This window comes from Microbacterium sp. KSW4-4, from assembly GCF_023091185.1.
Lineage (GTDB): Bacteria > Actinomycetota > Actinomycetes > Actinomycetales > Microbacteriaceae > Microbacterium > Microbacterium paraoxydans.
The window spans coordinates 1,104,180-1,129,651 of the sequence record NZ_JAHWXJ010000002.1; the positions used below are offsets into that span (position 1 = coordinate 1,104,180).

Sequence of the window (25,472 nt, forward strand, 5' to 3'; positions counted from 1 at the left end):
GGCATCCGTGTCAGGCGTGGATCAGCCCGGGTGGGTCATCGACAGGAGGTCGAGCTTCTCGTCGAGCTGCTCGAGGGTGAGCTCGCCGCGCTCGACGTAGCCGAGGTCGATCACGGCGTCGCGCACCGTGATGCCCTTGGCCACCGAGTGCTTCGCGATCTTCGCTGCGGCCTCGTAGCCGATCAGCTTGTTCAGCGGGGTCACGATCGACGGGCTCATGCCTGCGAAGGCGGCGGCGCGGTCGAGGTTCGCCTGCAGGCCGTCGATGGTCTTGTCGGCGAGCACCCGGGAGGCGTTCGACAGCAGGCGGATCGACTCGAGCAGCGCGGTGCCCATGACCGGGATGGCGACGTTCAGCTCGAACGAGCCGGAGGCCCCGGCCCAGGCGACGGTCGCGTCGTTGCCGATGACGCGCGCGCACACCATCAGCACGGCCTCGGGAACGACGGGGTTGACCTTGCCCGGCATGATCGACGACCCGGGCTGCAGGTCGGGGATGTGCAGCTCGCCGAGACCGGTGTTGGGGCCGGACCCCATCCAGCGCAGGTCGTTGTTGATCTTCGTCAGCGAGACCGCGATGGTGCGCAGCGCGCCGGAGGCCTCGACGAGACCATCCCGGTTCGCCTGCGCCTCGAAGTGGTCCTTCGCCTCGGTGATGGGCAGCTCGGTCTCGGCCGCGAGCAGCTCGATGACCTTCTGCGGGAAGCCGAGCGGCGTGTTGATACCGGTGCCGACAGCGGTGCCGCCCAGCGGCACCTCGGCCACGCGGGGGAGCGCCGACTGCACGCGCTCGATGCCCAGGCGGATCTGACGGGCGTACCCGCCGAACTCCTGGCCGAGCGTGACGGGCGTCGCGTCCATGAGGTGCGTGCGGCCGGACTTGACCGCGTCCTTCCAGAGCTCCGCCTTGGCCTCGAGCGCGACGGCGAGGTGGTCGAGCGCCGGGATCAGGGTGTCGATCAGCGCCTGGGTGACCGCGATGTGCACCGAGGTGGGGAACACGTCGTTCGACGACTGCGAGGCGTTAACGTGGTCGTTGGGGTGCACGGTCGAGCCGAGGATGCGGCTCGCGAGCGTCGCCAGGACCTCGTTCATGTTCATGTTCGACGAGGTGCCGGAGCCGGTCTGATACGTGTCGACGGGGAACTCGCCGTCGTGGCTGCCTGCGGCGACCTGGTCGGCGGCCTGGGCGATCGCGTCGGCGATGGCGCCGTCGAGCGTGCCGAGCTCCTTGTTCGCCAGCGCGGCGGCCTTCTTGATGCGCGCGAGTGCGGCGATCTGCGTGGACTCCAGGCCCTTGCCGGAGATCGGGAAGTTCTCCACGGCGCGCTGCGTCTGCGCCCCGTAGAGCGCGTTCACGGGCACTCGCACCTCACCCATGGTGTCGTGTTCGATGCGGTACTCGGTGTCGGTCATTCCGAACCCTCCTTGGTTGCGGGGTCGATCCCCTCGGCTTCGATGCCGACCGTGATGACGGGCGCTGCCTCACCCTCGGCCAGACGGTAGTTGGCGCCGACGATGCCGAGACGGCCTTCGGCGACGGCGTTGCTGATGATCTCGGACGACTGCAGCAGGTCGTTGACGGTGTTGCGCAGGTGCTCGCGTCCGACGAGCTCCGCATCGATGTCGGCCACCGTGCCGCCGCCGCTCTCCGCGAGGACCTTGCGCGCGGCGGGGACGATCGGCGCGACGAGCTTCCAGATGTGCGGGGGGAGCGGGTCGGCATCGATGGCGGTGCCGTCGATGGCGGCGCGCACCGCACCGCAGGAGTCGTGTGCGAGCACCACGATGAGCGGCACCTCGAGAACGGCGACCGCGTACTCCAGGCTCGCCACGATGGACTCGCCGATCACCTGTCCGGCGTTGCGCACCACGAAGAGGTCACCGAGGCCGAGGTCGAAGATGATCTCCGCGGCGAGGCGGGAGTCCGAGCAGCCGAACAGCGTCGCGACGGGGTGCTGGGCCGCGGTGAGGTCCTTGCGGCGGTCGACGTTCTGGTTCGGGTGCTGGGGCTCGTCGCGGACGAAGCGACGGTTGCCGTCCTGCATCTGCTTCCAGGCGGCGGCGGGGGTCAGCGGGTGGGTCATCGAGCCTCCGAGACGGTGCGGATCTGGGGGATGAGCGACTCCGCGAGCTCCGCGGTGGAGTCCGCGGAGCGGGAGCCGTAGAGGAGCACGTAGTCGTCGCCGGCCTGGGTGCCGAGGGCATAGGTGACGTTCGCGTCGGCGCCGGCGGAGCCGGGTCGATAGACGTCCCACTCCCGGCCGCCGATACGCACGGTGTCGGTCGGGGCGACGCCGTTCAGCCTCTGCGGGGCCCACGAGGCGTCGGCGTCGAAGGCCTGGGCGAGCTTGATGAACCCGCGCTCGTCCTGTGCCGCGGGGGCGAGGGTGACCTCCCAGACCACGGGGGCTCCGCTCTGCAGTTCGGCGGCGTTCACCCGCCAGAAGTCGTCCGTCTCGGGGACGATCGCCGGGCTGCCCATGGACGACTCGACGTCCGCGGCGATGGCGGCCACGTCGATCGGCTTCGCGGCGACCGGCTCGCCCCGGGGGACGAGCGCGATGATGACGACGACCACCGCGAGGGTCACCACGAGCGCGGCGACGAGGTTGCGGACCGTCTGGCTCGACCGGTAGGCCTTGCTCGACGCGGCCTTGCGTGCCGCGGTCTCGTCCGGCGTCTCCGGTCGACCGAGGTCGGCATTGATCGCTGGACCCTTGCTCATGACGCGTCGCTCTCGTCGGTGGTGGCGGTGCGCGCGGCTTCGAGGCGACGCTTCGCGCCGAGCAGCCACTCCTCGCAGCGGGCGGCCAGAGCCTCACCGCGCTCCCAGAGTGCCAGCGAGTGCTCGAGGGTCGGTGCCCCCTGCTCGAGCTCGGCGACGACCCGCACGAGTTCGTCACGGGCGGCCTCGAACGACAGCGTGTCCACAGGGGTGTCGTTCACGGCGCTCACTCCTCCATCCTACGTCGTGCCCCGGACGCCGCCTGCTCAGGCGCCTTCCGCGATCTCGCCCTCCGAGCGCACCGCGAGCGACCCTCGGTCCACCGTGAGGGTCAGGGCGCTTCCCGCGGGTGCATCGGACGCATCGCGGAGGATCACGCCGCCTTCGAGGTGGGCGATCGCATAGCCGCGGGCCAGAGTGGCGGCCGGGGAGAGAGCGCGCAGCGAGGCTCGCAGTTCGCTCGTCCGCCGGCCGGCGTCGTCGAGCTGCCTGGTCACCGCGTCGCGGCCGCGGGCGAGGAGCAGGAAGGTCTCCTGGGCGCGCGTGTCGATGATCGGATCGGGGGAGCGCAGCACCGGACGGGATCGCAGCTGCTCGAGCTGGGCGATGTCGTGCGTGAGGCGCTGGGTGAGGCGGGTGGTGGCCCGGGACCGGAGCTGCGCGATGAGCGCGCGCTGCTCCCCGACATCGGGGACGACGCGCTTGGCGGCATCGGTCGGCGTCGACGCGCGCAGGTCGGCGACGTCGTCGAGGAGAGGGTGGTCGTTCTCATGGCCGATGGCGCTGACCACGGGTGTGGAGACCGCGGCGACTGCCCGGACGAGACGCTCGTCGCTGAAGCCGAGGAGGGTCTGCGGGTCGCCGCCGCCGCGCGCGATGATGATGACGTCGACCTCGGGGTCTGCGTCCAAGCGGGCGAGAGCCGCCAGCGTGTCCGGCACGCAGCGATCGCCCTGCACCGCGGCGTACGCGGTCTTGAACCGCACCTGCGGCCAGCGCAGCTCAGCGTTGCGGTGCACGTCCTTCTCGGCGTCGGAGCGCTCGCCGGTGATGAGTCCGATGACGTGGGGGAGGAACGGCAGGCGTTTCTTGCGGGCGGGATCGAAGAGGCCCTCCTGTCGGAGCTGGACCCGCAGCCGCTCCAGGCGCTCGAGCTGGTCACCGAGCCCGACGTGCTTCATGGCCGAGACCGCGAAGCTGAAGTCCCCGGAGCGGACGAAGTAGTCGGCCTTCACGGCGGCGACCACATGATCGCCCACGCCCAGGTCGGCGGGGAGGCGGCCGCGCACGCTCGACCAGACGCGGATGGAGATCTGCGCGTCGGAGCGGGTGTCCTTGAGACGGGCGAAGACGTTGCCGGCGCGGACGTTCCAGGAGGTGATCTCGCCCTCGACCCACACCGTGTTCCACCGTGCGACGAAGTCGCGGATGGTGGCGTTCAGCCGAGCGACCGAGGTCGGCGCCTGCGCGGTGGAGTCGCGGGGGGCGACGGCATCCGCCGGCGGGGTTTCACCCGGTCCCGTCGTCGCTTCGAAGACTGTCATCTGCTCCCGTTCCTGCTCGCGCGCTCACCGGCCCCGTCCAGCCGGGCGACGGTAGAATCGAGGGGTGACTTCGACTGCCGTTCATCTTCCCGCTCCTCGCATCCCACGAGTGCGCGCCGCGGCCGGGCGGCTTCAGGATAACCCGGTGCCCGGACACAAGCGCGTCCTGCTCGCCGCCCCCCGCGGCTACTGTGCTGGGGTGGACCGTGCGGTGGTCGCTGTGGAGAAGGCGCTGGAGCGCTACGGCGCCCCGGTCTATGTGCGAAAGCAGATCGTGCACAACATCCACGTCGTGACGGAGCTCGAGGCCAAGGGCGCGATCTTCGTGGAGGAGGTCGACGAGGTGCCGGAGGGCGCGCACGTCGTCTTCAGTGCGCACGGCGTCTCCCCGGCGGTCGTGAACGCCGCCTCCGACCGCGGTCTGCATGCGATCGACGCCACCTGCCCGCTCGTCACCAAGGTCCACCGCGAGGCCGTGCGCTTCGCGCGGGACGACTTCGAGATCCTGCTCATCGGCCACGACGGACATGAGGAGGTCGAGGGCACCGCAGGCGAGGCTCCCGATCACGTCACGGTCGTCAACTCTCCGGAAGAAGCCGACACCGTGCAGGTGAAGGACCCGTCCAAGGTGGTGTGGCTGTCGCAGACGACGCTCTCCGTCGACGAGACGATGGAGACGGTGAACCGACTGCGCACCCGCTTCCCCGAGCTGCACAATCCCCCGTCCGACGACATCTGCTATGCGACGCAGAACCGGCAGGTCGCGATCAAGAAGGTCGCGCAGGGCGCTGATCTCGTCATCGTGGTCGGCTCTGCCAACTCCTCCAACAGCGTGCGTCTCGTCGAGGTCGCCCTCGAGTACGGAGCCAAGGCCGCGTACCGCGTGGACTACGCCGAGGAGATCCGCCAGGAGTGGCTCGACGGCGTGGAGACGGTGGGCGTCACCAGCGGCGCGTCCGTCCCGGAGGTTCTCGTGCGCGAGGTGCTCGACGCGATCGGCGACGCCGGGTACCGCGACGTGGAAGAGGTCAAGACGGCGGAGGAAGACCTCATGTTCTCCCTGCCGAAGGAGCTCCGTCAGGACGCCTCGGGTCAGCGCGACGCGCGTGCCCTCGGCGGCCGCGCCTCCGCTGGAGGGGGTGCGTAGCGGTGAACGCCGCGGAGGCGGAGCCGACCCTCATCGGGTCCGTGCAACGCGCGCTCCGCCTGGTCGACATCGTCGCCAACTCCCCGCGGCCGCTTCCGGCCAAGATGCTCTCGTCGATCACGGGGCTCACCCCGGGAACGACCTACAACCTCGTCCGCACGCTCGTGCACGAGGGGTACCTCAGTGCCGAACCGGACGGGCTCGTGCTGGGCGGACGCTTCCCCGCGTTCCAGCAGCAGATCGACTCTCGCGGGGTGTTCCTGGCTCGGGTGCGCGCCGCTCTGCGCGCGGTCACCGAGGACGTGGGCGCCACGGCCTACCTCTCCCGGTATGCGGACGGGGAGATGCATCTCGTCGACATCGTGGACGCCGTGCGGAATCCGCGCATCGAGCTCTGGGTCGGGCTGCACGCCAGCGCTCACGCGACCGCTCTCGGCAAGCAGATCCTCGCGGCGCTCTCCGAGGAGGATCGCCTGGACTACCTCTCCCGGCACCGGCTCGAGGAGCTCACGCCTCGGACGATCAACGATCGCCGGACGCTTCTCACCCAGCTCGAGCAGACACCGGGGTGGGCGATAGACCGGGAGGAGTATGCGATCGGAGCCACCTGTGTCGCGGTTCCGGTCGTCGCCCCCGGGGTGACCGCGTCGCTGGCCGTCTCCCTGCCCGCAGACCGGGCGGTGGTCAACCGCCGTCTCGTGTCGAACCTGCAGCGCACGGCGCGGCGGCTCTCCCTGCAGCTCGGGGCGGATGCCCTGGACACCGACGGTCCGGACGCCGAGTTCACCATCTGAATTCGTGGCCCTGGTGTGGGCATCGCGGGTTCCCTATGATCGAAGGCGTAGTGGCTGACAACGCCCTACTGATCGCCTACGGCGTCCCCAGCGCCGGCGACCAACGGGATGAGGAGCGTCCCCAGCGCTCCACGTCCGCGGCCCCGAGAAGTCGCCACTTCTCCGGGGCCGCTATCGGTTGGGGACCCGGTTTCCCTGAACGGGTGGGCTGAGCCTCGGCAGATACGATGGCGGGATGACCGACCAGCGCCCTCGATACGGGGAACTCGCCACACCAGAGGAGCAGCGGCTGGCCGCGGGCCTGCCCCCGGTGGCGGAGGTGATCGCCCCGGCCGCTCCGGCGCCGTCTTCGCCTCCCGCGTCGGCCGCCGCGAGTCCCGCACGCCCTCATCCGGTGGATCGGTTCGCGACGATCGCGCTGCTCGCCTACGGCCTCGTGAACGTCGTCGTCACCGGCCTGTCCTACCTCGACATCGTCCCCGTGATGAATCAGACCATGGGGATGCTGGGCATCGAGGGCGAGTTCACCAACTACGCCGCGGGCCGCACGTGGGGCACGATCGCGGCCGTCGTGCTGGCGGTCGGCTGGTGCGTCACGGCAGCCCTGTCGATCCGTCGCCTGCGTCGTGGCCGCCTCACCTGGTGGCTCCCGCTCGTCGGAGCCGTCATCACGCTGGGCATCGCCTCGTTCTGCCTCGTCGTGCCGATGATGGGCGACCCGGCCTTCATCGCCTACCTCGACCAGGCGACCGGGGTGCGTTGACCCCGAGCACGCAGACGAAAGGGGCCCGGCATGATGCCGGGCCCCTTTCGCGTGTCTGGTGGTGTCAGCTCTTCGACTGGCCGTACGAGCCGAGCTGGCGGGTGGACTCGACCACGCGGGCGGCCATGGCCGACTCCGCGATCTTGCCCCAGGCGCGCGGGTCGTACTGCTTCTTGTTGCCGACCTCGCCGTCGACCTTCAGCACGCCGTCGTAGTTCTTGAACATGTAATCGGCGATGGCACGCGTGTAGGCGTACTGGGTGTCGGTGTCGATGTTCATCTTGATGACGCCGTTGGCGACCGCGAGGGCGATCTCCTCATCGGTGGAGCCGGAGCCGCCATGGAAGACGAGGTCGAGCGGCTTCTCGCCGGTGTTGTACTTCGCGGCGACCTCGGCCTGGATCTCGCCCAGCAGCTCCGGACGCAGCTTCACGCCGCCCGGCTTGTACACGCCGTGGACGTTGCCGAAGGTGAGCGCGGCGATGTAGCGGCCCTGCTCGCCGAGGCCCAGCGCCTGCACGGCCTGGTCCACGTCGGCGAACGTCGTGTAGAGCGCCTCGTTCGAGCCCTCGTGCTGCACCCCGTCCTCCTCGCCGCCGACGACGCCGATCTCGACCTCGAGGATGGCGTTGATGGCCTTCATGCGGGGGAGCAGCTCCTTGGCGATCTCGATGTTCTCCGCGAGCGGCACGGCCGAGCCGTCCCACATGTGGGACTGGAAGATCGGGTTGCGGCCGGCCTTGACCTCTTCCTCCGAGGCGGCGATGAGCGGCTCGACGAAGCCCGCGAGAGCGTCCTTCGGGCAGTGGTCCGTGTGCAGGGCGACGGTGACCGGGTAGTTCTTGGCGACCTCGGTGGCGTAGCGGGCGAAGGCGAGGGCGCCGGTCGCGCGGGCCTTGACCGTGTGGCCGGCGAAGTAGTCGGCGCCACCGGTGGTGACCTGGATGATGCCGTCGGAGCCGGCCTCGGTCAGGCCCTGGAGGACGGCGTTGATCGTCTGCGAGCTGGAGACGTTGAACGCGGGGTACGCGAAGCCGCCTGCCTTCGCGCGGTCGAGCATGTCGGCGTACTGATCCGGGGTGGCGACGGGCATGAGAACTCCTGCGGTAGGTGAAGCCGGGACAGCTGCCACTCTATCGGGGCGGGTGTCCGGCTTCGGCAGGAGGAGTCGCGCGTCGGTGGTCGCCGTCCTTCGGTGGTGTTAAGAACCGCGATTTCTTCCTCGCGTGCGGGCGGAAAACGAGCCGAACGATCCCCTGCTCGCGGATAGGCTGGGGATCATGGTGAGTCTGACTGCCGACCTGAGCCCGCTGCGTCCCGACCGTAACCTCGCGATGGAGTTGGTGCGCGCGACCGAGGCGGCGGCGATCCGTGCCGTTCCGTTCATCGGTCGCGGTGCGAAGGAGGCCGCCGACGGCGCCGCCGTCGACGCCATGCGGGCGTTCCTCGGGACTGTCGACTTCCAGGGACGCGTGGTGATCGGCGAGGGCGAGAAGGACAACGCCCCGATGCTGTTCAATGGCGAGGTCGTCGGGACCGGACGGGGGCCGCTCTGCGACATCGCGGTGGACCCGATCGACGGCACGTCGCTAACCGCGGCCGGCCGGCAGAACGCGCTCTCCGTGATCGCCGTGTCCGACCGCGACACGATGCTCGACGCCTCCAGCGTCTTCTACATGGACAAGCTCGTCACGGGGCCCGCGGGCGTCGGCGTGGTCGACATCCGCCTGCCCATCGGCGAGAACATCCGCAAGCTCGCCGGCGCGCTGGACAAGCCCGTCGACGAGATCGTCGTCTCGGTGCTCAACCGTCCGCGGCACGAGCAGCTCATCCAGGAGATCCGGGACGCCGGGGCCGGAACCCGTCTCATGAGCGACGGCGATGTCGCCGGCGGGATCAACGCGGCGCGCCACGACGCCCGCACCGACATGTGCGTGGGCGTCGGCGGCAGCCCGGAGGGCATCGTCACCGCGTGCGCGATCAAGGCTCTCGGCGGCCACATCCAGGGTCGGCTCTGGCCCCGCGACGACGACGAGCGTCAGCGTGGCATCGACGCAGGTCTCGACATGGACAAGGTCTATGAGGCGGACGACCTCGTGCAGGGCAACAACACGATCTTCGTCGCGACGGGTGTCACGGACGGCCAGCTCGTCGCCGGTGTGCGCCGCGAGCGCGGTTACGTCTATACCGAGAGCGTGGTCCTGCGGGGCGCCTCCGGAACCCTCCGGCGGATCGCGTCCGAGCACCTCGTCTCGAAGTGGCTGTGACGGCTCTCCTGCCGGCATGATCGCGGGCAGGAATCTCGCCATCGTTACCGACCCGGTATCGCCTCCTCCACGGGTCGGCCCCGGTCCGGCCGGCTGCCGTGTCACAATTGTCACTGGGTTTGTCGCCGTCGACGGAGCCGCCAGGCACCGCAGGCACAGGAGGGCGAACGCATGACAACGCAGCACACGAGCGGCTCGAAGAGCGCCGCGCCGACCAAGATCATCACGACGAACACCGGACGCATCCTCCGGGTGAGCGCCGATGCGGAGGCGGCAGCCGTAGCCCCGCCGGCACCGGTCGCGCAGCCGGCCGTCGATCCGGCTCGCCGCGCCGACGTGCTGTTCCGCGTCCGTCGCGCCGAGGGGCACGAGGTGAGTGCCTGGTGGATGATCGGCGCCTTCCTCGCCACGAGCGGCCTCGTCATCGTGCTGCTCAGCGGCGTGCCCGGCGTCGCCTGACGCACGCACGGTCGGAACATCCGGTCGCTCTCGTCGTCACTGCTCCCGGTCGTGGAGCGCGGCGGCGTGGTCCAGTCGCGCGCGGACCTCGCCGACGTCGGCCTGCATCGCGTCGGCGGCCTCTTCGGCTTCGGTCGGGGCCAGAAGCTCCGGAGCGGTGAAGCGCCGCCCGTCCGCGGTGATCGGCGACGCCGGTGCCAGGGCCTCCGCATCGACGCCGGGGAACTGCCGGGCGGTCACGAGCACCCGCGACTCCAGGGACCCGGCGAAGCGGTTGTAGCTGTCGACCGTGCGCTCGATCGCCCGCCGCAGGTCGTCGGCGTGGCCCGCGAGGGTGCCGAGGCGCTCGTACAGCTGCGTGCCGAGCGCCAGCAGACTCCTGGCCTCGGTGGACACCTCTTGCTGGGTCCATGTGTAGGCGACCGTCTTGAGAACCGCCCAGAGGTTGACGGGGGAGGCGAGGGCCACGCGGCGGCTGAAGGCGTAGTCGAGCAACGTGGGGTCCTCGTCGATGGCTGCCGCCAGCAGCGACTCGCTCGGAAGGAAGCAGATGACGAACTCGGGGCTCGCGTCGAGGCCCGACCAGTAGGCCTTCTTGGCGAGGGCGTCGACGTGGGCGCGGACGGCGCGGACGTGCTTCTGCATGTGGGCGCGACGCTGGGATTCGTGGGTATCGCCGAGGGGGAGCGCCGAGGCCTCGAGGTAGGCGTCGAGGGGAACCTTCGCGTCGACGGCGATCGACGTGCCGCCCGGAAGACGGACGACCATGTCCGGGCGCCCTTGGCCGCGGTCGGAGGTGATCGTCGCCTGGAGATCGAAGTCGACGTGTCTGGTCAGCCCCGCCGCCTCGACGACGCGCCGCAGCTGGGTCTCGCCCCAGACACCGCGCGTGGACGTGGAGCGCAGCGCGCCCGCCAGTGACTCGGTCGTCGCGCGGAGCGCCTCATCCGACTCCTGGGCGCGCCGAAGCTGCTCGGCGAGCGTGCCGAACTGTGCCTGCCGCTCGCTCTCGATCGCGGCGACCTTGGACTGCATCTGCTGAAGACTCTCGCGGACCGGCGCCAGAGCCTGCAGCACGGCGTTCTGCTGCTGGACGCGCTGTGCCTCCGCCCGCTGCTCGGAGCGGGCGTGCTCTACCGCGTCCCGATAGAGGTCGTACTGGCGATCGCGGTCGTCTCGCGCGGCCGCGAGCTCCGCCTGCGTGCGTGCGATGTCGGCGGCGCTGCGTGCGGCTCGCAGGAACCAGCCGAGAGCGACGCCCGCGGCGAGGGCCACGAGCAGGAGAACGATCGACAGGGCATCCATGGCTCCATGATGCCGGGGGCGTCCGACATCGCCGGGAGGGCGCCTCGTGCGTCAGGCGACGGCGCGCTCCAGTGCCGGCACGGCGGGCTCGGTCACGCGGAGGCCGAGGGCGTCGGCGAGCCCGAAGACATCCGCGGCTCCGGCTCGCGCGGCCGCGTCCACGATGATCTGGGCGCAGGCGAGGGCATCCGCCAACGCGTCGTGATGCGAGAACTCCGCGTATCCGGCCGCCGCGGCGGCGAGGGGCAGACGGTACGAGTCGAGCTGATAGGTCTTCCGCGCCACCTGGAGGCTGCACAGCGACCGGTAGGGCGGGCAGATCTGACCGGTGACCTCGGTCGCCCGTCGCAGGACGTTCAGATCGAAGCCGGCGTTGTGGGCCACGAGCACGTCGGCACCCGCGAAGCCGCACAGACGGTCGAACTGGTCGACCCACGTCGCCGCCGACAGCACGTGCTCGGGGCGGATGCCGTGGATGCGGACGTTCCACTCCTGGAACTCGTCGTGGCCGGGCGGGGGCTGGATCAGCCAGTTCGCGGTGGCGACGACCTCCCCGTCCCGCACCCGCACGAGTCCCACGGAACACGCGGAGGCCGGGCTGGAGTTCGCGGTCTCGAAGTCGATCGCAGTGAAATCCAGTGGCACGTCTTCACTCTCTCCCGGGCCTCCGACGTCGCTGTGCAGGCTCGCCGTATGCTGGCCACATGGCGGACGAACTCGCGAGATCCTTCGGTGCGGCGGCCGGGAGCTACGAGGCCGGACGACCCGAGTACCCCTTCGAGGCCGTCGCCTGGATGCTGGAGCCGATGGCGGACGGTGCGCGTCGGATCGCCGATGTCGGTGCCGGCACCGGCAAGCTCACGCGCGCGCTCGTCGCGGCTGCGGACGCCGAGGTGGTGGCGATCGATCCGGACCCCGCGATGCTCGCGGCCCTTCGTGAAGCTGTCCCCGGAGTGCCCACGTTCGTTGGGACCGCCGAGGAGCTGCCGCTTCCGGACGCGAGCGTGGATGCCGTGGTGCTCGGCCAGGCGTGGCACTGGGTCGAGCCGGTCGCTGCCTCGGCGGAGATCGGTCGCGCCGTGCGTCCGGGCGGTGTGCTCGGGCTCATCTGGAACCTCCGCGACGAGCGCGTCGACTGGGTGCGCCGGCTCACCGACATCATGCACGGGAGCAACGCCGAGATCATGCTCGCGGCGGGCGACCCCGTGGTGGCGGAGCCCTTCGGCGCTCTGGCGCAGGAGCGCTGGGAGTGGTCGCGTCCCATGACGCGGGAGCTCCTGCACCGCATGGCCGCGTCCCGTAGCGCCGTGATCACCGCCGACGATGCCGAGAAGGCACGGATCAGCCGCGAGATGGACGCCCTGTTCGACGAGCTCGGCTTGCACGGGAGCGGTGTGATCGAGGTGCCGTACGTGACCAGGGCGTTCCGCGCGGTCCGCGACTGAACAGGCGCCCACGCCGCATCAGGCACTTTTCCCACCCTGCCGCCTGACCCCGCGTGGGCGCCTGCCCTCCGCGAGGTGAGGTGGGCGTCAGTAGCGCAGGTAGACGCGTACCCCTCTCACGCCAGAATGTTCACTCCTCGATCGGGCAGCGACTACCGGTGTGAAACCACTCGTCTGTGTTCCAATGCCACTCATCGGGCGTGAAGCTGTTGAAGCGGACCTTCACGGTCGAGAAGACGGACGCACCGATAGCGAGTGAATCCCACTCTTGATCTGGCCGTGAGAATCGCACCACGACGCCCTCGGAGGAGGCGGCAAGAGCTTCGTTCGGCTGCAGCGCGATGGCCTCGTCTTCGTCTCCCGGGGGGTAGAAATACGCGTACCAGTCATCCGCGTCGGGTACGCAGGTGACATAGTCCACTGAGCCGTCGGAGTTGACCCGCACAGCAGAGGCGCTTGTGGCGGTGCAGCCCGCGAGGGCGAGCGCACCACCGACCGCGACGGACGCAACCGCGAGTCCTCTGCGCTTTCGCATGAAGATGACGGTACTCGGGCCGGCATCATCTGCCGTCGCCTGATGCTCGATCGTTACGGCGCAACTCGAGCAGGCGCCCAGCGCGCATCCCACGTGCCGTCAGAGACGTGGGGGAGAGCGGCGCAGGTAGACTCATACCCCGTGGCTCTCACTATCGGAATCGTCGGCCTGCCCAACGTCGGCAAGTCCACCCTCTTCAATGCTCTCACCAAGAACGACGTGCTCGCGGCGAACTACCCGTTCGCGACGATCGAGCCGAACGTCGGCGTGGTGAACCTTCCCGACCCGCGGCTCCAGAAGCTCGCGGAGATCTTCGGGAGCGAGCGCATCCTGCCCGCGGCCGTGTCGTTCGTCGACATCGCCGGCATCGTCCGAGGGGCGAGCGAGGGGGAGGGGCTGGGCAACCAGTTCCTCGCGAACATCCGCGAGGCCGACGCGATCGCCCAGGTGGTGCGCGGGTTCTCCGACGACGACGTGGTGCACGTGGACGGTGCCGTGAATCCGGCGTCGGACATGGAGACCATCAACGCGGAGCTCATGCTCGCCGACCTGCAGACCGTCGAGAAGGCGATCACGCGGTACGAGAAGGAGGTCCGCGGCAAGAAGATCGACCCGTCGGTCCTCGAAGCCGCGAAGGCCGCCAAGGACGCCCTGGAGCGCGGGATCCTGCTCTCCACGAGCGGCCTCGACCTCGAGCCGATCCGCGAACTCGGGCTCCTGACCGTCAAGCCCGTCATCTTCGTCTTCAACGTCGACGAGTCCGTGCTGACCGACGATGCCCGCAAGGCCGAGCTCGCCGCCCTCGTCGCGCCGGCGCAGGCGATCTTCCTCGACGCGAAGATCGAGTCGGAGCTCAAGGACCTCGACCCCGAGGACGCCGCCGAGCTCCTCGCCTCGACGGGACAGGACGAGTCGGGTCTCGACCAGCTCGCCCGCATCGGCTTCGACACGCTCGGCCTGCAGACCTACCTCACCGCCGGTCCCAAGGAGGCCCGCGCCTGGACCATCCCGAAGGGATCGAAGGCCCCGCAGGCCGCCGGCGTGATCCACACCGATTTCGAGAAGGGCTTCATCAAGGCCGAGATCGTGTCGTTCGACGACCTCGTGAAGACCGGTTCCGTGCAGGAAGCCCGTGCGAAGGGCAAGGCGCGCCTGGAGGGCAAAGACTACGTCATGCAGGACGGCGACGTCGTGGAGTTCCGCTTCAACAATTAGGCATATGGAGAGCGATGATCGATCACGACAGGGCGACGCTGGCGATTTACAGCGAGTCGCGCACTGTCGCGGAGATCACCGCCTCGCTCCTGCTCGAACCCACCGAAGCTGCGAACATCGGCGAACAGACCCGGTCCGGCCGAGCAGGACGAGCGCACAAGCCTGAGTATCTGACCTATCAACGGACGACGTGGCTTCTTGACGTGACTGCACGTTCAACGAGCGACGACGAAGGCGTCAACGCTCTGCGACGGCTTGTTGATATCGCACTGCCTACTGCTGCCGCACTTGAGTCGCTGAGGGGAGATTGCGAGACCGTGATCTGGTGGTCAGGTGATTCGACCAACACCCAAGGCACGTTCGTCTTCCCTTCGAGCCTGATCAAGGACCTCGCCGCCATTGGATGTGAGGTTCGTGGGACCGTCTTTCTCGATGATCATGATGCAGGACGTGACGGAGTGGAGTTCCGCTTCGACGACTGATAGGTTCCGGCTTATCGGAAGGCGGGCGATGTCTCGATCGACAGCACGAACGGCAGCGCTCGCGTCCGTGGGGGCGGTGGCCCTGCTCTTGGTCGGGTGCGCCGCAGAAGGAACCGGGGACACGTCGGGTGCTCCATCCCCGCCCGCGACCCGCGGGCCCGAGCCCGAGACCGAGGCCGCCCTCGCACCGGAGCCGACCACGACGGACCGCTGCGTCCGGATGTCCGAGGTCGTCAGCTACACCGACGACTGGCGGTGGGAGCGTCGGCAGCCGCTCGTGGACCTCGGCGCCAGGGAGTTCGCGCAGGGGGAGGTGACCCTCGATGACGACGGTCATGTCGTGACGTACGCGGTCGCGCCCGGCGACGTCGAGGCGGTGATCGCCGAACGGCTCTGCGCCTACCCGTCCCTCGCCTCGCTGAATCACGTGCGCGATCTCTCCCCGGGGCAGGTGCTCTGGCTCACCCCGGATCCCGACTCGCCCTGGTTGCCGTACTTCAGCCCGCTGGACGCCGAGGCCGGATTCGCACAGATCCCGTACCAGAACGCCATGACCGCGGCGGGTCTCGCGGTCGACGCGGGGGACATCGACGGCGTGCGTGCGATCTGGAACGACACCCTGGCGGGCATGTTCACCGACCCCGCCACCATCGAGGCCATCCAGAAGGTGGTCGACGCCGGCGACCCGGACGCGCTGCGCCAGCTCTTCTCCTAAGTCCGCCGAACCCGCGGCCGGAGCGAGGTCTGGATCTCACTCGGTCCGCCTGGGAGAGTGGTGGGGTGCAGCAGGCAGAGACGAGTCGACCGCGCCTCGTGCGGAGAGCCCTGCCGGTGGTCGTCGTCGTGCTCGTGACGTGGCTGCTCCTCTGGCTGGCTCAGGGAGTACCGACCGTGTGCGCCCTCGCGTTCCCCTGCCCCACGCCGGACGTCCGTGTCGCCCCGGCCCTCCTCTTCGGCGGGCTGCTGCTCGTGCCGACGGCCGTCCTGCTTCTCACGTCCGGATCGCGCCACGGGCGGAGCGGGGTCCGCGCCGTCGCGTGGGTGCTCCTGGTCGGCATGGCCGTCGTGGGCCTCGGCGCGGTGCTGTTCTCGGGCGGCTTCAGCGTCGGTCTCGGTCGCTGACGTGCGACGGCTCAGCGCCGCACACCCGCGTCCGGCCCGTGGCGATCCTCGAACGCACGGAGCGCGCGCCTGGCGCGGCGGGTCTCGACGATACCGACGACGATCCCGGCGGCGAACACGATGATGCTGAGAACGCGCCACAACCCGGCGGGCGCATCGAGGAGGAACGCGACCGTCCAGCCCACCGTCATCACCGAGGAGAAAACGATCGCGTAGACGCCCCAGTTCCGTCGCCGTTCCAGTGCCATGCGCTGCTGGATGAGCGACGGCTCAGGTCCGCCCGCGGGCTCGCTCATACCCGGAGCGAGTTACCCGCGCCGCTCGCGGCCGGAACCGGGACCGCAGCGCCGGAGCGGGTGCGGAACCACAGGGTGAGCTCGAACAGGGCGCGCTCCATCGTGGAGGCATCCGCGCCGTCGACGAGGTCGTCGAAGGAGTCGCGGAAGCCTGTGGGGGCGGCGGTGCTCCCCGTGCGGAACGACCGGTAGCCCATCGACCAGTCGGAGAAGAGCCGGGCGGTGATCGGCGTCTCCAGCAGGATGCGCATCGCGCGGTGTCGTGGATCGTCGGCGATCGAGTCGACGAGTCGGCGCACGGCCTCGACCGGTCCTTCGAGGATCTGGAGGAAGCGCCCGTCGCGGAAGAGGAGGAGGCCCGTGATGTCGCGCGCCGCGTTCGACCGGCGGCACTGCTCGAGGAGCTGCTCCAGAGCGGTCTCACGGAACGGCTGTGCCGCCGTGCTGGTGTAGACGAGGCGGAGCAGCCCGTCGGCCCTGGCCGCCGTCACCCCTGCACCAGCTCCGGGGTGCCGAGGGCGGCATCGCCCTCCGAGGGGCCGGCGTGGGCGACGACCTCCGTGGTCGCGTCGCTCAGCGTGGCGTGCAGACCGAGCGGCTGCGCGGACGCGGAGAACGCGGCGAAGCGGCCGTCGGGCTGACGGTCGACGTAGCCGAGGAAGTCTCCGCCGCGGCTTCCGACATGGAAGCCGTCCTCGACGCACGCCCAAAGGACATCCGATGCGGGGTGGGGGGAATCAGGCACGGCTCCACCCTACGGCGGGCGGCCGACATCGCCTCGGGCCTTGCGCTGACCCGCCTCGATATGGCACACGCCCCGAACGCCGCCTCAGTCGCCGGCGCGCGGTCGTCCCGGCTCCCGCCAGCGCGGCGGCACCGGGGCCGGGGTGAGCGGCTCGACGCGGTCCGGCGTCGGCAGGCTCGACGGAACGCCGGCATGCAGGACGAGCTCCTCGCCGGCGTGCCGGATCGTCACCGGTTCGCCGGCGCTCAGCCGATAGGTCGTCTCCGCCGGCGTGATGTCGACGTGCAGGATGCACCCGTGCAGCCGCACCCCGAACGCGAGACGGGTCACCCCGTCCGGGAGCTGGGGCCGGAAGGACAGGCCGTCGTCTCCGTCCCGCATGCCTCCGTAGCCGGCCGTGACTCCCGTCCAGATGCCGGCGAGGGCCGCGATGTGCAGTCCCTCGTCCGTGTTGCCGTGGAGGTCGTCCAGATCGAGGGCCGCGAGCTCCGCGAGGTACGCCGATGCCAGCTCGAGGTGACCGACCTCGGCGGCGATCACGGCCTGCGCCGCCGCGGAGAGGGACGAGTCGCGCACGGTGAGGGCGTCGTAGTAGGCGAACGCCCTCGCCTTCTCCTCCCAGGTGAACTCCTCGTGAGAGGTGTAGAGCGCCAGAACGAGGTCGGCCTGCTTCAGCACCTGCTTGCGATAGAGGTCGAAGTAGGGGAAGTGACTGTGCAGCGGATATTCGTCGGGGCCGGTGGCGTCGAAGTCCCATCGGGCGTGCGCGGTGAACCCCGCCGACTGGGAGTGCACCTGCCGCTCCTGGTCGTAGAGGACGGTCATGGCATCGGCAGCGGACTCCCATTCGGCGATCTCCTCGTCTTCCGCACCGAGATGGGCGGCGACGTCCGGGTGTCGTCGCGCGGCCGCCGCCGCGCCGCGGAGGTTCCGGCGCGCGGAGAGGTTGGTGTAGACGTTGTCGTCGACCACGGCGGTGTACTCGTCCGGACCGGTGACACCATCGATGTGGAAGCCGCCGGTCTCGTCCCACCGCCCGAGGGACGCCCACAGACGAGCCGTCTCGACGAGGATCTCGGTTCCCGCCTCCCTCTCGAAGTCGCGGTCGCCCGTCGTGCGGACGTAGTGCATCACGGCGCCCGCGACGGCGGCGTTGATGTGGAAGGCGGCCGTACTCGCGGGCCAGTATCCGGAGCTCTCGCGTCCGTCGATCGTGCGCCAGGCGAAGGACGCGCCGCGCAGGCCGAGCGTGCGCGCCCGCTCCCTGGCGTGATCCAGCGTCGCGTGACGCCACCGCAGTGCCTGGAGCGCGGCATCGGGAGCGGTCGAGGTGAGCACGGGGAGCACGAACGCCTCGAAGTCCCAGAACGTGTGGCCCTCGTAGCCGGAACCGGTCAGGCCCTTCCCCGGTACAGAGCGGGATTCGGCTCTCGCCGATGCCTGGAAGACCTGGAACAAAGCGAAGCGGACGGCCTGCTGCAGCCGCGCATCGCCGTCGATACGGACGTCGCCGCACTCCCAGTACCGATCGAGGACGGCACGCTGTCCCGCCACGAGCGCGTCCCACCCCAGGCGAGCCGCTTCCTCCACGGCCTCCTCCGCGCGGTCACGCAGCGTCTGCGATGCGAGGGATGCCGACCACTCGTGTCCGACGAGTTTGACGACCTCGAGCTCCTCGCCGGGGGCGAGGTCGACGCGGATGCGGGTCCGCGACAAGTCGTCGTCGACCTCGGTCGTCACCTCCGGAGCGCCCTGCCCGGAAGCCTGCACGAGATGGTCCGTGCTCACCGCCACATGCAGACCGCTGCGGCGGGTGCGGTGCAGCAGCGTGCTCCGCGCGCCGCGCTCCGATGCCGCGACGGTCTCCAGCGGACGGGCGAGGAGCTCCTGCACCCGCGGATCGTCATGGGTCACGGGCAGCGGCTCGTTCGCGAGCACCTCGGACAGCACGGTGATCGCGAGCGGGGCGTCGAGCGCCTGCACCCGGTAGCGCACGGCGGCCAACGACCGGTGCTCGAGAGAGACCAGACGGGTCGTGGCGATGTGCACCCGACGCCCCTCCGCGGACTCCCAGTCGACCTCCCGGTGCAGCGTACCTTCGCGAAGGTCGAGGCGGCGGGCGTGGGCGTGGACCGTCCCATGCTCGACGTCGAACGGCTCGTCGCCGACCAGCAGGCGGATGAGCTGCCCGTTCGGCACGTTGATCACCGTCTGGCCGGTCTCGGGGTACCCGTAGCCGTCCTCGGCATGCGGCATCGGATGTTCCTCGAACACGCCGTTGAGGTAGCTGCCGGCGACACCCCGCGGATCGCCCTCATCGAGATTGCCCCGCCAGCCGATGTGGCCGTTGGAGAGACCGAAGACGGACTCCTCCTGCGCGAGATGGGCCGCGTCCACGCTCTCGATGCCGACCGCCCACGGCTCGACCGTGAAGCGCGCCGTCATCGGCGCGCCCCGGCCCCGAGGCTTCTGTCCGAGGAGGAGCTGAGGATGCCGAGGAGCATGGAGTTCCCTTCTGCCGGAGACCGTGTGCCTCGACGGTATCCGCGCCGATGCACCGGCACGAGGGAGTTGCGCCGCGTCGACCCGGTCAGGTAGGCGGTCGGCGACGCGAGCGGCGCCAGGGCGCGAGCACCGCGCCGAGGAGGCCGACGACCGCTGCGGTCCGCCACCCCGGGTGCACCCGCAGCCAGGTGCTGACGCTGCCGCGTCCGCGGTGCGGCAGCCCGCCGCGCTGCTCGGTGTCGCGGAGCGGACCGACGAGGTTCCCGAACTGCGCCGGAGCGGCGACGGCTGTGTGCATCATCCGCGGCCCGAACCGGCCGAGGGCGGCATCGAGCACGCCCGGCATGACACGCTGGACCCCGGTGAGCAGCAGGGCGCCGCCACCGACGTGGATGGTGCGTGCGGGATGCGCGGCGGCATGGAGGATCGCTCGTGCCACGGACCGCGGACGGTAATGCGGATGCGGCCCGCTCGGCCGAAACGCAATCCGGCTGCGGGCATGACGGTAGATCGGCGTGTCGATGACGGCGGGTCGGACCACCGTGATCGTGACCGGCGCGCGCTCGGCACGCAGTTCACGGCGCAGCGCGTCGATCGCTCCTTCCAGCGCGTGCTTGGAGGCGGCATACGCGCCGTGCCACGGCATCGCCACCACGGCCTCGGCCGAGCTCACGACGATGATCGTCCCTCCCGAGCGCCGGAGCGCCGGCAGCGCCGCCTGGACGCCGTTGAGCTGTCCGATGACGTTGATGTCGAGGACGCGACGGAACTCCTCCGGCGAGGTGTCGGCGACCGGGGCGTAGAGGAGCACACCCGCGTTGCCGACCCAGGTGTCGATCCGGCCGAACGCGTGCGTGATCTGGTCGACCGCGTCCTGCACCGCCCGGCGGTCGGAGACGTCGCACACGATCCCGCGGACGTCCCCGCCTTCCGCGGCGATCTCCTCGACCGTCTCGGTCAGCGCCTGCCCACCGCGGGCGAGCAGGACGACGGATGCCCCCGCTCGCGCGAAGCCGAGGGCCGCCTCCCGGCCGATGCCGCGGGAGCCGCCGGTGACGACGACCACCTGGGCGTCGAGGGGCGGCCGCCGTGCGCGTATGCGCGGCGACCGCCCCTTCCGCGAGAACGATGGCGGCATCTCACTCCTTGTGGAGCGCGTCCTGCGCGGCGCCGGCCACCTTCTCCACGACGTTCGGCAGCTCGGTCGTGCCGTAGAAGCGCGCGTCGGGGTGGGTGGGCGGAGGCATCTCGGCCGTGGTCGTGGGGCCCTCGTGGTAGCTGAACTCGCCGTATCCGTCCGGCGTCGGTCCGGATGCCCACGTTCCCTCCGCGGCGGCAGGGCCGTCGCTGAAGTTGAGGTACTGGTACGACACGTCGCGGTGCTCCTTGGACAGCGGGAAGTTGCTGGGCACGGGTAGCTTCTCGGCGCCCTCGGCCTTGAGCTCCTCCGCGGCGGCGAGCCACTGGTTCTGGTGCATGGTGTCGCGCGCCAGCAGGAAGCTCAGCAGATCGCGCACGCCATGGTCGTCGGTCATGTGGTAAAGCCGGGCGACCTGCACCCTGCCCTGCATCTCGGCGTTCGCATTGGCCATGAAGTCGGCGAGGAGGTTGCCGCTCGCGGTGATGTACGAGCCCTGCCACGGGTTGCCGTTGCTGTCCACCGGGCGGGCGCCGGCACCGGCGACGATGCCCTGCTGCACGTCCGTGCCGCCGACGATCGCCGCGACCGTCGGGTCGTCCTGCACGGCATCCTCCGTGATGCCGAGCGGGGACTTCTCGAGGAGCTGCGCGATCATGACCGCGAGCATCTCGACGTGGCCCATCTCCTCGGCCCCGATGCCGAAGACCAGGTCGCGGTACTTGCCGGGGATGTGCATGTTCCACGCCTGGAACTGGTACTGCAGGGCGACGGTGATCTCGCCGTACTGCCCGCCGAGGACCTCCTGCAGCTTGCGGGCGTACACGGCGTCCGGGGCCTCGGGCGTCGCGGAGAATTGGAGCTCCTGTCGATGGAAGAACATATCGAGCCTCTCTCTTCTGGGGATGGGCTGGCCATGCAACGCCCGGTCGGCCGATCCACTCAGGGCCTTTCCAAACCCGGAGTCGCCTGGGACAATCACACTCGGCACGTGAGGTGCCGCGCCGGTGTTAGCCGGTCGGCGGCAGCGCCGTCAACCCCCGCCCTCCTCGGCGTCCCCCCGGGCATGCTGAGGGCATGGGGGATCAGACGGCAGCCGCGGACGACGCGATCGGCGCGTTCCTCGAAGCCCGTCGGGAGGAGATGGTCGACCGACTCTCCGCCTGGGTCGAGATCCCTTCCGTGTCGGCGGACCCCGAGCGTCGCATCGACGGCGTGCGGTCGGCCCACTGGATCGCCGCCGAACTGCGGGACGCGGGCTTCACGACGACGCTGCTCCCCGCGGGCGATGCGGTGACCGTGTTCGCCGAGCGGGAGGGCGCGCCCGGGGCGCCCACCGTGCTCGTCTACACCCACCACGACGTCCGTCACGCCAAGCCGGAGGAGTGGAGCGAGACCGCGCCGTTCATGCCGGTGCTCCGAGAAGGACGGCTCTACGGGCGCGGGGCGTCGGACGCGAAGGGTCAGGCGCTCGCGCACGTCTGGGCCCAGCGGGCGCTCGCCGCCGTGGACGGCCCCGATGCGGGGGTGCATCTCAAGCTGCTCGTCGACGGTGAGGAGGAGATCGGCTCCCCGCACCTCAAGAACCTCCTGGAGGCCGACCCCGATCGGTTCGCGTGCGACCTCGTGGTCTTCTCGGACACCCTGCAGTGGGAGGTCGACTCCCCGGCTCCGGTGACCTCGATGCGCGGGACGCTGACCGCGACGCTCACGGTGCAGGGGCCCGACCGGGACGTGCACAGCGGCGCCGCCTCCGGCGTGACCGTGAATCCGGCCCTCGTCCTGTCCCGGGTGCTCGCGCAGCTGCACGACGAGGACGGAGGCATCGCGATCCCCGGCTTCCATGACGGCGTGGCCCCGCTCAGCGACGAGCGGGCCGCGGAGCTCGACGCGCTGCCGTTCGATCCGGACGACTGGACGCGGCGTACCGAGACCAGGGTCATCGTGGGGGAGAAGGGGTTCACCCCGAAGGAGCGCCTGTGGGTGCGCCCGGCCATCGAAGTGATCTCGCTGCTCGCCGGTGACCCGGAGGGTATCGAGCGCTCCGTCATCCCGCGGGAGGCCAGGGCCTCGCTGAGCATCCGGACCGTCGCCAACCAGCGCAACCATGACGTCGCCGACGCGCTCCGCGCCTTCATCGCCGACGTCATGCCCCCGGAGGCGACGTACCGTCTGGAGGTCGACGAGGACATCGCGCAGGAGCCGTATGTCTCTCCTCCAGGGCCGTATCGGAATGCGCTGGAGCGCGCTCTCGCCCTCGGGCACGGCCGACCGATCCAGGGGAAGATGGGCAATGCCGGGGGAGGGCCGGCCGAGCTGCTGTCCCGGGAACTCGATGCCCCGGTCGTCTTCCTCGGAACGGGGCTGCCCGAGGACCACTGGCACGCGAGCGACGAGAGCATCGATCTGCGCATGCTCGTCCGCGGCGCCGCGACCCTCGCGCATCTGTGGCGCGAGCTCGCCGCCGCCTGATGACTCCGCCGGGGGATGCGAGGAGGAGGCTCGTCCCCCGGCGGGCTACGCTGGACGCAGGCGCCCCCGCCCGGTGCCCGGTCGCAGGAGCCCGGCGCGGACGACGCCTGCGAACCTGACACCGACGGCTTGAGGAGAACGACGCCGATGACCGACACCCAGACCTTCGAGCCCGAGGGCCGCGCCATCCCGTTCGTCGACGAGGGCGACGGGCCGGTCAAGCTCGTGCTCATCCAGGAGCGTGGCCTGGCCGCCGACGTGCTCGGTGTGGTCGGTCACTACCTGGCCGAGGAGGCCGGATTCCACGTCGTGCGGATCGGCCATCGCGCGGATGACGCCGACACGTCGATCGAGGACCGCGTCGCGGACGCGCTCGCCGTCATCGACCACATCGGCCTCGGCGACACGTGGATCGGCGGACACGGCTTCGGCGGCACGATCGCGCGGTCGTTCGCGGTGGCTCATCCGGAGCGCGTGAACGGTCTCGCACTCCTCGGCGTGGAAGAGGTGGAGACGCCCCTCGCCCCGGTGATCCCGGTGCTGCTGATCCAGGGGACGGCCGACGAGGTCACCCCGCCCGCGAACGCCGAGAGCCTGCGCGCCACGGCTCCGGAGCGCGCCAGCATCAAGGTCGTCGAGGGCGGGGATCACCTCTTCCCGATGACGCACCCCATCGAGACGGCCGTCGTGCTCGAGGAGTACCTGGACTGGGACTGAGGGTGACGCCGCGGGTCAGAGGTCGCTGAAGTCGTTCGCGGGGACCATGATCTGCGTGACGGTGTCGCCGTCGAGCACGAACATCGTGTAGATGATCCCGGTGGAGCCCGGGCGGGTCAGGGACTCGGTGTCCGGGACCTCGCGCCCGCCGAGCCCGAGCTCGCTCGCGGTCTCCGGGTCCTCCGCATCCGTCAGCGCCCAGGCATCGGCGGCGCGGAGCTCGGCGCGGGTGCTGCCGACGCGGAATCCGTCCTCGGTCGCGATCGGGAGGCCCGCGACCTCGGCGGCGGTGACGGAGACGCTGGCCGGGGCCTCGCCCGTGCTGTCGGCCAGGACGCGCAGCCCCTCCCAGTCGTACGCCTCAAGCGTGGAGGCCTCGCCGGGGAAGATCTCCACGCCCTCCGGCTCGGGAAGCTCGCCGGTGACCTCCTGGAGGAGCTCGAGGAGGGCGGCGGAATCCGTGTAGTCAGCGCTCCGCTCTTCCGAGCCGGTGACCGTCAGACCGTCCAGCGACACGACAATGTGCGCGGAGGCGGTCTCTGTCGGCGTCGGCGATGCGCTGGTGGTCTCCGAGGGACGAGGGGACGCGGACGGCTCGGCTGAGGTCGCCGGAGCGCAGGCCGTCACGGCGAGCGCGGTGGCGGCGAGGGCGAGAAGGAGGGAAAAGGGTCGTCGCATGGTCCCGATGCTAGAGCGCTCGGGGCCGCCGCCGAAGGTGGCGCGGTTCTCGTTATCGGACCGTGCTCGGAGACGGACGGACGCCGCGGCCGATGCGGCCGCGGCGTCCGAAGTCTGAGGTCTCAGGCGACCTGAGGGAGCACGGCGAAGGACACGGAGCCCTCGTCGTCCACGCCCGCGTCGAGGACCTTGTCGTCGAGCGCGGAGGCGGCGGCCTCGTCGAGGAACAGGCGCGTGCCCGAAAGCTCGACGACCTGGTCGGCGGGCTCCGGATCGGCGGTCACGGCGACGGCGAGACGGGCCGCGCCCGTGTCGTCCTGCGCCTCGGCGGTGTGGATGCGCAGCCCGGCGGCCGGCGCGTCGTTCTGTCGACTCACGAGGGTCGACACGATGGCGGTGGCGTTGTCGGTGAGGGTGAGCACGAGCTCTCCTTTCCGGTTGGGGCATGACGCGGTCGCGACATGTCCCGGCTACGATTCCCCATCGGCCCGATCCCCTCGACCCCCTTGCGCAGACGGGGGCGCTGCCCTTAACCTCGCAGCCGCTTGCGGAGGAACACCTGGGCGGTGCCGTCGCCCTGCGGCACCCGTTCGTGCTCCTCGTAGCCGCAGGACTCGTACAGCCGGATGTTCGCTTCGCTGAGGCTTCCGGTGAAGAGCTCGGCCTCGCGGGCGTCGGAGGCCTGCTCCGCCGCCTCGAGGAGCTTCCGGCCGATGCCCTCGCCCTGCATGTCGGGAGCGATCGCGATCCGTCCGATCAGGAGCAGGTCGTCGTCCTCGACGAACCGGATGGCTCCGACCAGGCGGCCGTCGATCCGGGCACCCAGGCCGCGCTCCGAGGTGAGCTCGGCCTCCATCTCGGCGAGCGTCTGGGTCAGGGGCGGCATGTCGACGCTCCCGTAGATCGCCGCCTCCGACACGAAGGCCGCCCGCTGGATCGTGAGCACCTCGCCGGCATCCGCCGCGGTCAGAGGGGCGACGACCACCTCGGGTCGATCCTCCTGTGCTGCTGCTGTTCCCACTGTTCCGCCTCTCTCGATGGCCCTGTCGCCTTCCTCACGTTCAGGGGTGCGACCGGCGGGTGTCAACCCCCTCGGAACGGGCCGCGCTGCGGGC

The 25,472-nt window shown here is 70.4% G+C and carries 30 protein-coding genes; 12 read left to right on the top strand and 18 right to left on the bottom strand.

The window, feature by feature from the left end; all coding sequences use genetic code 11:
• Window positions 1-21: 21 nt before the first annotated feature.
• Genes KZC57_RS14850 through xseA form a run of 5 tightly spaced genes read right to left on the bottom strand, consistent with a single transcriptional unit; the run spans window position 22 to window position 4,272 of the window.
• Window positions 22-1,416 carry an aspartate ammonia-lyase gene (locus tag KZC57_RS14850; protein WP_062633568.1) on the bottom strand — a complete coding sequence of 465 codons (1,395 nt, stop codon included), beginning with the start codon at window positions 1,414-1,416 and terminating at the stop codon, window positions 22-24.
• Window positions 1,413-2,087, bottom strand: a complete 675-nt coding sequence (locus tag KZC57_RS14855; RefSeq protein ID WP_247642089.1) for a carbonic anhydrase — start codon at window positions 2,085-2,087, stop codon at window positions 1,413-1,415. The genes KZC57_RS14850 and KZC57_RS14855 overlap by 4 nt, the downstream gene beginning before the upstream one ends.
• Window positions 2,084-2,728 carry a DUF4245 family protein gene (locus tag KZC57_RS14860; RefSeq protein ID WP_060922690.1) on the bottom strand — a complete coding sequence of 215 codons (645 nt, stop codon included), beginning with the start codon at window positions 2,726-2,728 and terminating at the stop codon, window positions 2,084-2,086. The genes KZC57_RS14855 and KZC57_RS14860 overlap by 4 nt, the downstream gene beginning before the upstream one ends.
• Window positions 2,725-2,958, bottom strand: a complete 234-nt coding sequence (locus tag KZC57_RS14865) for an exodeoxyribonuclease VII small subunit (RefSeq protein WP_060922691.1) — start codon at window positions 2,956-2,958, stop codon at window positions 2,725-2,727. The genes KZC57_RS14860 and KZC57_RS14865 overlap by 4 nt, the downstream gene beginning before the upstream one ends.
• Before the next feature lie 36 nt (window positions 2,959-2,994).
• A complete protein-coding gene (xseA, locus tag KZC57_RS14870; RefSeq protein WP_105949481.1) occupies window positions 2,995-4,272 on the bottom strand; it encodes an exodeoxyribonuclease VII large subunit in 1,278 nt (425 codons plus the stop codon).
• 100 nt (window positions 4,273-4,372) lie between these two features.
• On the opposite strand from xseA, the gene KZC57_RS14875 reads away from it, so the two are divergent.
• The 3 genes from KZC57_RS14875 to KZC57_RS14885 all read left to right on the top strand — a co-directional run bounded on the left by KZC57_RS14875 (window position 4,373) and on the right by KZC57_RS14885 (window position 6,976).
• Complete coding sequence (locus KZC57_RS14875) at window positions 4,373-5,419, top strand: 4-hydroxy-3-methylbut-2-enyl diphosphate reductase (protein ID WP_167627867.1); 1,047 nt, start codon at window positions 4,373-4,375, stop codon at window positions 5,417-5,419.
• 2 nt (window positions 5,420-5,421) lie between these two features.
• A complete protein-coding gene (locus KZC57_RS16540) occupies window positions 5,422-6,213 on the top strand; it encodes an IclR family transcriptional regulator C-terminal domain-containing protein (RefSeq protein ID WP_247642090.1) in 792 nt (263 codons plus the stop codon).
• Window positions 6,214-6,448: 235 nt separating this feature from the next.
• Window positions 6,449-6,976, top strand: a complete 528-nt coding sequence (locus KZC57_RS14885; RefSeq protein WP_105949483.1) for a DUF6264 family protein — start codon at window positions 6,449-6,451, stop codon at window positions 6,974-6,976.
• A 64-nt stretch (window positions 6,977-7,040) separates the two neighbouring features.
• Here KZC57_RS14885 and fbaA read toward each other — a convergent pair whose 3' ends face one another.
• Complete coding sequence (gene fbaA, locus KZC57_RS14890) at window positions 7,041-8,069, bottom strand: class II fructose-bisphosphate aldolase (RefSeq protein ID WP_025103954.1); 1,029 nt, start codon at window positions 8,067-8,069, stop codon at window positions 7,041-7,043.
• 187 nt (window positions 8,070-8,256) lie between these two features.
• Here fbaA and glpX point away from each other — a divergent pair, with 187 nt between their 5' ends.
• Together glpX and KZC57_RS14900 are read left to right on the top strand one after the other, a co-directional pair.
• On the top strand, window positions 8,257-9,243 hold the full coding sequence (glpX, locus tag KZC57_RS14895) for a class II fructose-bisphosphatase (protein WP_060922697.1): 987 nt from the start codon (window positions 8,257-8,259) through the stop codon (window positions 9,241-9,243).
• Between the two features lie 171 nt (window positions 9,244-9,414).
• Window positions 9,415-9,702 (top strand): hypothetical protein, encoded by a 288-nt coding sequence (locus KZC57_RS14900; protein WP_060922698.1) that lies wholly within the window; start codon window positions 9,415-9,417, stop codon window positions 9,700-9,702.
• A 36-nt stretch (window positions 9,703-9,738) separates the two neighbouring features.
• Here the strand turns inward: KZC57_RS14900 and rmuC are convergent, their stop codons facing one another.
• Both rmuC and KZC57_RS14910 read right to left on the bottom strand, forming a co-directional pair.
• A complete protein-coding gene (gene rmuC, locus KZC57_RS14905) occupies window positions 9,739-11,007 on the bottom strand; it encodes a DNA recombination protein RmuC (RefSeq protein ID WP_247642091.1) in 1,269 nt (422 codons plus the stop codon).
• Between the two features lie 51 nt (window positions 11,008-11,058).
• A complete protein-coding gene (locus KZC57_RS14910; protein WP_083371038.1) occupies window positions 11,059-11,652 on the bottom strand; it encodes an exonuclease domain-containing protein in 594 nt (197 codons plus the stop codon).
• 59 nt (window positions 11,653-11,711) lie between these two features.
• Between KZC57_RS14910 and KZC57_RS14915 the strand changes: the two genes are divergently transcribed.
• Entirely contained in the window at window positions 11,712-12,452 is a 741-nt protein-coding gene (locus tag KZC57_RS14915; RefSeq protein WP_247642092.1) for a class I SAM-dependent methyltransferase, read from the top strand.
• 130 nt (window positions 12,453-12,582) lie between these two features.
• Here KZC57_RS14915 and KZC57_RS14920 read toward each other — a convergent pair whose 3' ends face one another.
• Window positions 12,583-12,987 carry a hypothetical protein gene (locus KZC57_RS14920; protein WP_247642093.1) on the bottom strand — a complete coding sequence of 135 codons (405 nt, stop codon included), beginning with the start codon at window positions 12,985-12,987 and terminating at the stop codon, window positions 12,583-12,585.
• A gap of 141 nt (window positions 12,988-13,128) precedes the next feature.
• Here KZC57_RS14920 and ychF point away from each other — a divergent pair, with 141 nt between their 5' ends.
• The 4 genes from ychF to KZC57_RS14940 all read left to right on the top strand — a co-directional run bounded on the left by ychF (window position 13,129) and on the right by KZC57_RS14940 (window position 15,806).
• Window positions 13,129-14,202, top strand: coding sequence for a redox-regulated ATPase YchF (ychF, locus tag KZC57_RS14925; RefSeq protein WP_247642094.1), 1,074 nt, complete (start codon window positions 13,129-13,131; stop codon window positions 14,200-14,202).
• Between the two features lie 14 nt (window positions 14,203-14,216).
• Complete coding sequence (locus KZC57_RS14930; protein WP_247642095.1) at window positions 14,217-14,684, top strand: DUF4279 domain-containing protein; 468 nt, start codon at window positions 14,217-14,219, stop codon at window positions 14,682-14,684.
• A gap of 220 nt (window positions 14,685-14,904) precedes the next feature.
• Window positions 14,905-15,399 carry a hypothetical protein gene (locus tag KZC57_RS14935; RefSeq protein WP_247642096.1) on the top strand — a complete coding sequence of 165 codons (495 nt, stop codon included), beginning with the start codon at window positions 14,905-14,907 and terminating at the stop codon, window positions 15,397-15,399.
• A 65-nt stretch (window positions 15,400-15,464) separates the two neighbouring features.
• A complete protein-coding gene (locus KZC57_RS14940) occupies window positions 15,465-15,806 on the top strand; it encodes a hypothetical protein (protein ID WP_247642097.1) in 342 nt (113 codons plus the stop codon).
• An 11-nt stretch (window positions 15,807-15,817) separates the two neighbouring features.
• Here the strand turns inward: KZC57_RS14940 and KZC57_RS14945 are convergent, their stop codons facing one another.
• The 6 genes from KZC57_RS14945 to KZC57_RS14970 all read right to left on the bottom strand — a co-directional run bounded on the left by KZC57_RS14945 (window position 15,818) and on the right by KZC57_RS14970 (window position 21,373).
• The gene (locus KZC57_RS14945; RefSeq protein WP_217584989.1) at window positions 15,818-16,102 is read right to left on the bottom strand and encodes a hypothetical protein; all 285 of its coding nucleotides are present in this window, start codon (window positions 16,100-16,102) and stop codon (window positions 15,818-15,820) included.
• Window positions 16,099-16,593, bottom strand: a complete 495-nt coding sequence (locus KZC57_RS14950; RefSeq protein WP_247642098.1) for a BLUF domain-containing protein — start codon at window positions 16,591-16,593, stop codon at window positions 16,099-16,101. Before KZC57_RS14950 ends, KZC57_RS14945 begins: the two co-directional genes overlap by 4 nt.
• Window positions 16,590-16,847 carry a hypothetical protein gene (locus KZC57_RS14955; RefSeq protein WP_060923504.1) on the bottom strand — a complete coding sequence of 86 codons (258 nt, stop codon included), beginning with the start codon at window positions 16,845-16,847 and terminating at the stop codon, window positions 16,590-16,592. The genes KZC57_RS14950 and KZC57_RS14955 overlap by 4 nt, the downstream gene beginning before the upstream one ends.
• Window positions 16,848-16,931: 84 nt before the next feature.
• Window positions 16,932-19,292 (bottom strand): glycoside hydrolase family 65 protein, encoded by a 2,361-nt coding sequence (locus KZC57_RS14960; protein WP_247642099.1) that lies wholly within the window; start codon window positions 19,290-19,292, stop codon window positions 16,932-16,934.
• 145 nt (window positions 19,293-19,437) lie between these two features.
• Window positions 19,438-20,490 (bottom strand): SDR family oxidoreductase, encoded by a 1,053-nt coding sequence (locus tag KZC57_RS14965; RefSeq protein ID WP_247642100.1) that lies wholly within the window; start codon window positions 20,488-20,490, stop codon window positions 19,438-19,440.
• A 1-nt stretch (window position 20,491) separates the two neighbouring features.
• Window positions 20,492-21,373, bottom strand: a complete 882-nt coding sequence (locus tag KZC57_RS14970; RefSeq protein ID WP_060921366.1) for a manganese catalase family protein — start codon at window positions 21,371-21,373, stop codon at window positions 20,492-20,494.
• Between the two features lie 194 nt (window positions 21,374-21,567).
• On the opposite strand from KZC57_RS14970, the gene KZC57_RS14975 reads away from it, so the two are divergent.
• A complete protein-coding gene (locus tag KZC57_RS14975; protein WP_247642101.1) occupies window positions 21,568-22,962 on the top strand; it encodes a M20/M25/M40 family metallo-hydrolase in 1,395 nt (464 codons plus the stop codon).
• Window positions 22,963-23,109: 147 nt separating this feature from the next.
• Window positions 23,110-23,679, top strand: a complete 570-nt coding sequence (locus KZC57_RS14980) for an alpha/beta fold hydrolase (protein WP_060921364.1) — start codon at window positions 23,110-23,112, stop codon at window positions 23,677-23,679.
• A 15-nt stretch (window positions 23,680-23,694) separates the two neighbouring features.
• Here KZC57_RS14980 and KZC57_RS14985 read toward each other — a convergent pair whose 3' ends face one another.
• From KZC57_RS14985 to KZC57_RS14995, 3 genes are all read right to left on the bottom strand, one after another.
• Entirely contained in the window at window positions 23,695-24,357 is a 663-nt protein-coding gene (locus KZC57_RS14985; RefSeq protein ID WP_247642102.1) for a hypothetical protein, read from the bottom strand.
• A 122-nt stretch (window positions 24,358-24,479) separates the two neighbouring features.
• Complete coding sequence (locus KZC57_RS14990) at window positions 24,480-24,779, bottom strand: hypothetical protein (protein WP_060921362.1); 300 nt, start codon at window positions 24,777-24,779, stop codon at window positions 24,480-24,482.
• Window positions 24,780-24,886: 107 nt separating this feature from the next.
• Window positions 24,887-25,342, bottom strand: coding sequence for a GNAT family N-acetyltransferase (locus KZC57_RS14995; RefSeq protein ID WP_105949493.1), 456 nt, complete (start codon window positions 25,340-25,342; stop codon window positions 24,887-24,889).
• Window positions 25,343-25,472 lie beyond the last annotated feature (130 nt).